8 protein-coding genes are annotated in these 8,929 nt (G+C 62.6%); 7 read left to right on the top strand and 1 reads right to left on the bottom strand.

Annotation, left to right across the window (positions count from 1 at the left end; all coding sequences use genetic code 11):
• A partial coding sequence (locus AC5DC2_RS14265; RefSeq protein WP_491698948.1) for a GntR family transcriptional regulator occupies window positions 1-453 on the bottom strand: 453 nt, incomplete at its 3' end.
• Between the two features lie 101 nt (window positions 454-554).
• On the opposite strand from AC5DC2_RS14265, the gene uxaC reads away from it, so the two are divergent.
• The 7 genes from uxaC to AC5DC2_RS14230 all read left to right on the top strand — a co-directional run.
• A complete protein-coding gene (uxaC, locus tag AC5DC2_RS14260) occupies window positions 555-1,958 on the top strand; it encodes a glucuronate isomerase (protein ID WP_491698947.1) in 1,404 nt (467 codons plus the stop codon).
• A gap of 381 nt (window positions 1,959-2,339) precedes the next feature.
• A complete protein-coding gene (gene kduI / locus AC5DC2_RS14255; protein WP_200335458.1) occupies window positions 2,340-3,161 on the top strand; it encodes a 5-dehydro-4-deoxy-D-glucuronate isomerase in 822 nt (273 codons plus the stop codon).
• Window positions 3,161-3,910 (top strand): 2-dehydro-3-deoxy-D-gluconate 5-dehydrogenase KduD, encoded by a 750-nt coding sequence (kduD, locus tag AC5DC2_RS14250; protein ID WP_491698946.1) that lies wholly within the window; start codon window positions 3,161-3,163, stop codon window positions 3,908-3,910. The genes kduI and kduD overlap by 1 nt, the downstream gene beginning before the upstream one ends.
• Entirely contained in the window at window positions 3,882-5,357 is a 1,476-nt protein-coding gene (locus AC5DC2_RS14245; protein ID WP_491698945.1) for a mannitol dehydrogenase family protein, read from the top strand. The genes kduD and AC5DC2_RS14245 overlap by 29 nt, the downstream gene beginning before the upstream one ends.
• Window positions 5,358-5,437: 80 nt before the next feature.
• Complete coding sequence (locus tag AC5DC2_RS14240; RefSeq protein ID WP_491698949.1) at window positions 5,438-6,967, top strand: UxaA family hydrolase; 1,530 nt, start codon at window positions 5,438-5,440, stop codon at window positions 6,965-6,967.
• A gap of 54 nt (window positions 6,968-7,021) precedes the next feature.
• Window positions 7,022-7,255: a hypothetical protein gene (locus tag AC5DC2_RS14235; RefSeq protein WP_491698944.1), complete on the top strand. Its 234-nt coding sequence runs from the start codon at window positions 7,022-7,024 to the stop codon at window positions 7,253-7,255.
• A gap of 193 nt (window positions 7,256-7,448) precedes the next feature.
• Window positions 7,449-8,929 (top strand): GTP-binding protein TypA/BipA (locus tag AC5DC2_RS14230; protein WP_491698943.1); only part of this gene is annotated, 1,481 nt, incomplete at its 3' end.

Genomic DNA, 8,929 nt, shown 5'->3' with positions numbered 1-8,929 from the left:
AAGCTCGCAGATCTGTTTGTGGAACTCGTCGTCGAGGGCGTGAAAGCCGGCCTTGTCGCCGGCGCGGATGGCGGCGTCCTGTTCAGCGATGTTGGCCCGCAGCATATCGGCGTCTTCCTGCGTGCAGCACCGGGCGGCGGCCTCCGCAGTCGCAAGTTCGAGGGCGCTGCGGATGAAATGCGCCTGCATCACGGCCCGCTTCGAGATATGGGTGACCAGCGTCGCCCGCTGCGGTCGGATCAGCAGGAAGCCCTGCTGCGAGAGCCGGTAGAAGGCGTCGCGCACGGGCTGGCGCGAGACGCCGAGAACCCGCGCGACCTCGACCTCGGAAAGCTTGGAGCCCGGCGACAACTCGTTCTCGATGACCTGACGATAAAGATGGGCATAGACCAGGTCGGTCACGGTCGGCTGGCGGGCCTGATCCAGCGCTCCGGTTTTTAATTTCCCGACCATTCATTCCTCCCATTGACAGGTTTCGCATACTAACATATTAGTTTTCTGAAGAAATGCAATCGTGCATTCCATCAGAAAAACCCGATGCGGGAGACGAAGAGATGCTGAACAAGGACCGGCTTTTTCCGATCGAACCGAAGACGCGGGACCTGGCGCGCGCGCTTTACAATGAAATCAGCACGCTGCCGATTGTCAGCCCGCACGGCCACACCGACCCCCGCTGGTACGCAGAAAACGAGCCCTTTCCCGATCCGGCTCAGCTGTTCGTGGTGCCGGACCACTATGTCTTCCGCATGCTTTGCTCGCAAGGGGTGAAGCTGACCGATCTGGGCGTGCCGCGGGTAGACGGCGGCGAGACAGAAACCGACAGCCGCAAGATCTGGCGCCTCTTCGCCGAGAACTTCTACCTTCTGCGCGGCACGCCGAGCCGCGGCTGGCTGGAACATTCCTTCGAACATGTTTTCGGCCTCACAAAGCGCTTCGGCCCCGAAACCGCCGATGAGTTCTACGACCATATCGACGAATGCCTGCAGAAGCCGGAATTCCGCCCGCGCGCCCTGTTCGAACGCTTCAACATCGAGGTGATCGCGACCACGGAAAGCCCGCTCGATGACCTGAAATGGCACGCGATGATCAGGGATTCCGGCTGGACGGGCGGCAAGGTCGTCACCGCCTACCGCCCCGACCCGGTCGTGGACCCCGATTTCGAAGGCTTTGCCGAGAACGTCGAAAAATTCGGTGAGCTGACCGGCGTCGACGCCACCAAATACGACAATTATCTGGAGGCGCACCGCATCCGCCGCGCCTTTTTCAAGCAGTATGGCGCCACCTCGACCGACCACGGCCACCCGACCGCGCGCACGGAGGACCTGTCGCGCTCCGATGCGAAAGCGCTGCTCAAGAAGGCGCTGAAAGGCGAATGCTCGGCCGAGGAAGCCGACGCCTTCCGCGGCCACATGCTGACCGAGATGGCCCGCATGAGCCTCGAGGACGGCCTGGTGCTGCAGATCCATCCGGGCTCCACCCGCAACCATTCGGCAGAGGTCATGGCCCGCCACGGCCGCGACAAGGGCTTCGACATCCCCGCGCAGACCAACTATGTCGAGGCGCTGCGTCCGCTGCTCAATGCCGTGGGCATGGAGCCGGACCTGACGATCGTGCTGTTCACGCTCGACGAGACCGCCTATTCGCGTGAACTGGCGCCGCTTGCCGGCGTCTACCCGGCGCTCCGGCTCGGCCCGGCATGGTGGTTCCACGACAGTCCCGAGGGCATGCGCCGCTACCGTGAAATGGTCACGGAAACGGCGGGCTTCTACAATACGGTCGGCTTCAACGACGACACGCGCGCCTTCTGCTCGATCCCCGCGCGCCACGATGTTGCCCGCCGCGTCGACTGCGCCTTCCTGGCGACCCTGGTCGCCACCGGCCGCCTCGACGAAGACGAGGCTCCGGAAGTCGCGCGCGACCTGACCTACAACCTGGTCAAGCGCGCATACCGGCTGTAGCAATTGCCGATTTCAAGCGGAGGGAGGGCCTTGCGAAACGCTTGAAAGAGTCTGGAATGCCGCGCCTTTCTTCCTGGCGCGGCCGCCCTATGTCCAGGCCGGACACCGGAGTCCAGATTTCTGCCCGTTCCATTTGGCAGCGGTCTCTATCCTGTTCCGGCGACCGGCGTTTGCGCTCTGACTGCCGCTTTTTTGCCGGCTGAGCGTGTGCACTGAAAGGCCGGTCGGGGGAAATCCGCCTCTCGCCGAAAGCCGGCGGGGGTGTCACCGGCACGGCGCCAGCCTTGGCCCCAAAGCTGACGGAGGCGTGAACGGGGCATGGAGACCGACGCCCTCACGTCCCGAACGTGAAGTCTTTTCAATGAAGTGAAGGAGAATAAGATGTTGAATATCGAAATTCGCCACGCGATCGATCCGGTCACGGCGAGCACGTTCGACACGAGCGAACTGCGCGAACATTTCCAGACAAGCAACCTTTTCGTTCCCGGTGAAATCAATCTCATCTACACCCATTACGACCGCATGATCGTCGGCGGCGCCTGCCCGGCAGACGGCCCGCTGGAACTCGATCACGTCGCGCCCTGCGGCACCGCCTCGATCCTCGACCGTCGCGAGATGACGATCGTGAAGCTCGGCGGCCCCGGAAAGGTGACCTGCGATGCGGAATACGACATGGTCCACGGCGACATGCTCTATCTCGGCATGGGGGCCGGCAAGATCACATTTTCCGGTGAGGGCCGCTTCTACATTCTTTCCGCACCGGCGCACCAGACCTATCCGTCGCGCCTGATCAAGATCGCCGAAGCGGCGAATGTGACGCTGGGGGCTGCCGAAAACTGCAACGAGCGTACGATCTATCAGTTCGTCCATCCCGACGTGATGAAATCCTGCCAGCTCGTTGTCGGCATGACCAAGCTGCAGAAGGGCTCGATCTGGAACACCATGCCGGCCCACGTTCACGACCGTCGTTCGGAAGCCTACCTCTACATCGACCTCGATGAGAATGCCCGCGTGTTCCACATGATGGGCGAGCCCGACGAGACCCGCCATCTCGTTCTGAAGAACGAGGAAGGCGCGCTCTCACCGCCCTGGTCGATCCATTGCGGCGCTGGAACGTCGAACTACACCTTCATCTGGGCCATGGCCGGCGACAATGTCGACTACAAGGATGTCGAAATGGTATCCATGGAGACGCTGAAGTAATGGCTCTTTCTTTCTCTCTCGAAGGCAAGCGCGCGCTGGTGACAGGCGCCAACACCGGTATCGGCCAGGGCATCGCCATTGCCCTTGGCGAGGCCGGTGCGGAGGTGTTGTGCACCAGCCGCAGCGACAGCGACGAGACGGTGAAGATCATCAAGGACGCCGGCGGCAAGGCCGTCAGCGAGATCCTCGATCTTTCCGATCCGATGAACGGCAAGAGATTCATCGAAGGTTACGACAAACCGATCGATATTCTGGTCAACAATGCGGGTCTCATCCGCCGCGACGATGCCGTCGACTTCTCGGAGCAAGACTGGGACGACGTCATGGACATGAACGTCAAGGCGGTGTTCTTCACCTGCCAGGGCTTTGCAAAGAAAGTCCTCGAACGCGCAGGCACCGGCAAGATCATCAACATCGCCTCGATGCTGTCATTCCAGGGCGGTATTCGCGTTCCCTCCTACACCGCGTCGAAAAGCGGCGTGGCCGGCATCACCAAGCTGATGTGCAACGAGTGGGCGGCCAAGGGCATCAATGTCAACGCGATCGCGCCGGGCTACATCGCCACGAACAACACTGCCGCACTGCGCGCCGACGAAGCACGCTCTGCGGAAATTCTCGGCCGGATTCCGGCCAATCGCTGGGGCGACCCGGCTGACCTGGGCGGCACGGCCGTCTTTCTTGCTTCGTCTGCCGCTGATTATATCAACGGGGCGATCCTTAATGTCGATGGAGGGTGGCTTGCCCGCTAAAGCCGAACGCCTTCCCCGGTTGAAACGTCCGGACGTCCCGCGTCCGGGCTCGGGGATTGTGCATCTGGGCCTGGGAGCGTTCTATCGCTCCCACGGCGCCATTTATATCTATGAAGCAATGCAAAAATCCGGCGGCGACTGGGGCATTGTCGGCGTCAATCTGATGACGCCGCCGAAACAGCGCGCGATATTCGAGCCGCAGGGCTTTGCCTACACGGCCGTCTCGCTCGCGCCCGAGGGCATCGAGCCGCAGGTGATCCCTGTGCTGAACGATGTGCTTGATGCTCCCGATGATCCGGAAGCCGTCCTGACGCTGATGGCCGATCCGAAGATCAAGATCGTCACCTCGACGGTGACCGAGAAGGGCTATTGCCATTTCCCGTCGACCGGCAAGCTCAACCGCGAACACCCCTTCATCCTCGAAGACCTGAAGGACGAAAACAGGCCGAAATCGGCGCTCGGCTACATCGTCCGCGCGCTCGACCGCCGCCGCAAGGCAGGCCACCGGCCGTTCACGGTGATGAGCTCCGACAACCTGCCGAACAACGGCCATGTCGTCCACGCCGTCGTCGTCGAACTCGCTGGCATGATCGATCCCGAATTGCAGGCCTGGATCGAAAAGGAAGTCACCTTCCCCTGCACCATGATCGACCGTATCGTTCCGGCCACCAAGCCGGAAGACATCGAGCGCGTCGCGGAACTGACCGGCGTCTACGACCCCGTTCCGGTGATGCACGAGCCCTTTCGCCAGTGGGTCGTCGAGGACAAATTCGTTGACGGCGAACGTCCCGATATCGGCGCTGTCGGCGCCCAGCTTGTCGATGATGTGACCCCGTTCGAGCACATGAAGCTCAGATGCCTCAACGGCACGCATTCCTCGATTTCCTATCTTGGCTATCTGGCCGGCAAGGAAACGATCTACGACACGGTCTCGGACACGGTTTTTGCGGCCTACTGCAAATTCCTCTGGGAAAAGGAAATCATTCCGGCCGTCGACGCGCCGCCCGGGGTGAGCCTGACGGACTACACGGCAGCCCTGTTCGAACGCTATTCCAACCCGTCGATCCGCCACCTGACCTGGCAGATCGCCATGGACGGCTCGCAGAAACTGCCGCAGCGCATTCTCGAGACGGTTCAGGAAGGCCTCGACGCCGGCCGGCCGGTTCCGGGCCTCTCGCTCGCGATCGCAGCCTGGATGCGTTACGTCGGCGGCGTCGACGAGCGCGGCAACCCGATCGACGTGCGCGACCCGCTCGCCGAGAGGCTCAAGGCGCTGTCGGACGCGGGTGCAACCCCGCGCGACAAGGTCACCGCACTGATCGGCGTTTCCGACGTGTTCCCCAAGACGCTTCAGGACAACAAGGACTTCGTTGAAGGCCTCGTCGCCGCCTATGAAGGCCTTGTGGAAAAAGGCGCCCGCGCCATGGCCGAAGCGGCCGTGAAATAGGCAAGCGCCGGGCGTCGCTCGTCTGCGGCGGCGCCCGGACCAATGCAGTTGTCCCGGGGAGCACCCGGTCGGGAGGTATTATCGTGGCTGATCTCTGTCTCAAACTCCACCCCAAGGACACGGTGTCCATCCTCGCCGGGCGCGCCGACACGGGTGATACGCCGCTTGGCTTCGGCGTGCCGCTCGACAAGCCGGTGACCCGTGGGCACAAGATCGCCAATACCGACATTCCCGAAGGCGGCGGCATTCTCAAGTTCGGCCAGTTGATCGGCTATGCCACGCGCGACATCAAGGCCGGCGAACACGTCCATGTGCACAATTGCACCTTCGGCGACCATGGCCGCGACTACGAGATCGGCGCCGATCTGGAAACGGCGAAGGCCGCCATCCCCGCCGTCGTGCCCCGCACCTTCATGGGCTATCGCCGCGCCGACGGCTCCGCCGGCACGCGCAATTATATCGCGATCTGCGGCACGGTGAACTGTTCGGCGACGGTGATCCGCCGCGCCGCCGACATCATCAACCATTCCGGCATTCTCGATAACTATCCGCATGTCGACGGCGTTGCCGCCTTTGCCCATGGCACCGGCTGCGGCATGGCCAATTCTGGCCCCGGCTTCGACAATCTGCAGCGCGTTCTCTGGGGCTATGCGACGCATCCGAATGTCGGCGCCGCGCTTTTCGTCGGCCTTGGCTGCGAGCAGATGCAGCTTGCCCGCATGCGCGAGATCCATGGCGAGATGGACGAAAGCCGTTTCTTCATGATGACCATCCAGGAAAACGGCGGCACGCAGAAATCGATCGACAAGATCGTCGACCACATCAAGGAACTCCTGCCGAAGGTCGATGAGGCCCGCCGAGTTGAAATTCCGGTTTCCGAGTTGAAGCTTGCCCTGCAATGCGGCGGTTCCGACGGCTTTTCCGGCATTACCGCCAATCCCGCGCTCGGCATCGCCTCCGACCTTCTCGTCGGCATGGGCGGCACTGTGGTTCTCTCCGAAACGCCGGAAATCTACGGCGCCGAGCAGCTACTCCTGCGCCGCGCGGTAAGCAAGGAGGTCGCCGAGAAGCTGCTCGCCCGCATCAAATGGTGGGAAGAATATACCGAAGCCAATCACGGCTCGATGGACAACAATCCCTCCCCCGGCAACAAGCAGGGCGGATTGACCACCATTCTGGAAAAATCGCTCGGCGCGGTCGCGAAAGCCGGCAGCACGCCGTTGATGGACGTTCTCGAATATGGCGAGCAGATCCGCGAGAAGGGCCTCCTGTTCATGGATACGCCCGGATACGACCCGGTCTCGGCCACCGGCCAGATCGCCGGCGGGGCTCAAATCCTCTGCTTCACAACGGGACGCGGCTCGGCCTTCGGTTCCAAGCCGACGCCGACGGTGAAGGTCGCGACCAACTCCGCGCTGTTCGCCTCCATGCCGGACGACATGGATCTCAATTGCGGCGACATTCTTTCCGACGGCGCCGACCTTCACAAGAAGGGCGAGGAACTGCTCGACTACCTGATCGCCACCGCCTCCGGCCAGAAGACCAAGTCGGAAGCGCTCGGCCTCGGCGACAATGAATTCGTGCCGTGGCAGGTCGGCGCCACGATGTAATCCGACCGTAAGCCGCTTTTCGAAACGGGCCGGAAGCCGGAAGGTTTCCGGCCCATGTCGTCCGGTCTCGTCGCTCACCAGATCGCCGTCTCGGTCTCGCCGGCGGCCGCCTATTCCTTCTGCCTGTTCTGCCTGCTCTACACGCCCTGCCTGACGACGGTGGCCACCGTGAAGGCCGAAAGCCGGTCCTGGGGCTTCATGACCTTCTCGCTTGTCTTTTCGCTCCTCTATGCCTGGGTGATCGCCTTCCTGTTCTATCAGGGCGCCCTGCTTCTGGGCTTCGACTAGGGTGCGCAAGCATGCCCCGAAAGCCGCCGGAGGCGTCACCGCGGGCCGCCGCAAAGCCCTGCCACAAAACATTCTCTTTCGTTTTCGTCAAAAAATGTGTAAGAGCGCGGCAAGTGTAACAGGCGCCTCCCAATTGGCAGCGGTCCTCCCGCCGTTGCGACATGCCCGCGCCCAGCCCCAGAGATCGATAAAAATGGCACTTCGCAATATCGCGATCATCGCGCACGTTGACCATGGCAAGACGACGCTCGTTGACGAGCTCCTTAAGCAGTCCGGCGCATTCCGCGAAAACCAGCGCGTCGATGAGCGCGTGATGGACAGCAATGACCTCGAGAAGGAACGCGGCATCACCATTCTCGCCAAGGCAACCTCGGTTGTCTGGAAGGATACCCGCATCAACATCGTCGACACCCCCGGCCACGCCGACTTCGGCGGCGAGGTGGAGCGCATCCTCTCCATGGTGGACGGCGCGATCGTGCTGGTGGACGCCGCCGAAGGCCCGATGCCGCAGACCAAATTCGTGGTCGGCAAGGCGCTGAAGGTCGGCCTGAAACCGATCGTCGCCATCAACAAGATCGACCGCCCGGATGCCCGCGCCGATGAAGTCGTCAACGAGGTCTTCGACCTGTTTGCCGCACTCGACGCCACCGACGAACAGCTCGATTTCCACATTCTCTACGGCTCCGGTCGCGCCGGCTGGATGAACACCGCGCCGGAAGGCCCGCAGGACCAGGGCCTCGGCCCGTTGCTCGACCTCGTCGTCGACCATGTGCCGGCCCCGAAGGTTGCGGAAGGTCCGTTCAAGATGATCGGCACGCTGCTGGAAGCCAATCCCTATCTCGGCCGCATCATCACCGGCCGCGTGTTCTCCGGTTCGATCAAGCCGAACCAGCCGGTCAAGGTCCTCTCCCAGGACGGCAAGACGGTTGAGACCGGCCGCGTGTCAAAAATCCTCGCCTTCCGCGGCATCGAGCGCCAGCCGATCGAGGAAGCCCAGGCGGGCGACATCATCGCCATTGCCGGCCTTTCCAAGGGCACGGTTGCCGACACGTTCTGCGACCCGTCCGTGACCGAGCCGCTTCAGGCCCAGCCGATCGACCCGCCGACGGTCACCATGTCCTTCATCGTCAATGACAGTCCGCTTGCCGGCACCGAGGGCGACAAGGTGACGAGCCGCGTCATCCGCGACCGCCTGCTGAAAGAGGCGGAAGGCAATGTCGCGCTGAAGATCGAGGAAGCCGAGGGCAAGGATTCGTTTTATGTTTCCGGTCGCGGCGAACTGCAGCTCGCTGTCCTGATCGAGACCATGCGCCGCGAAGGCTTCGAGATTGCCGTTTCGCGTCCGCGCGTCGTCATGCACAAGGACGCGGAAACCGGCCAGTTGATGGAGCCGGTCGAGGAAGTCGTCATCGACGTCGATGAGGAACATTCCGGCATCGTCGTGCAGAAGATGGCCGAGCGCAAGGGCGAAATGGTCGAACTGCGCCCATCCGGCGGCGACCGCGTGCGCCTGCGTTTCTTTGCCCCGACCCGTGGCCTGATCGGCTACCAGTCCGAGCTTCTGACCGATACACGCGGCACGGCGATCATGAACCGCCTGTTCCACGACTACCAGCCCTTCAAGGGCGAGATCGGCGGCCGCAACCAGGGCGTCCTGCTGTCCAACCAGGCGGG

This window comes from Martelella sp. (assembly GCF_984369615.1).
This window is presented reverse-complemented; position numbering and strand designations above follow the sequence as displayed.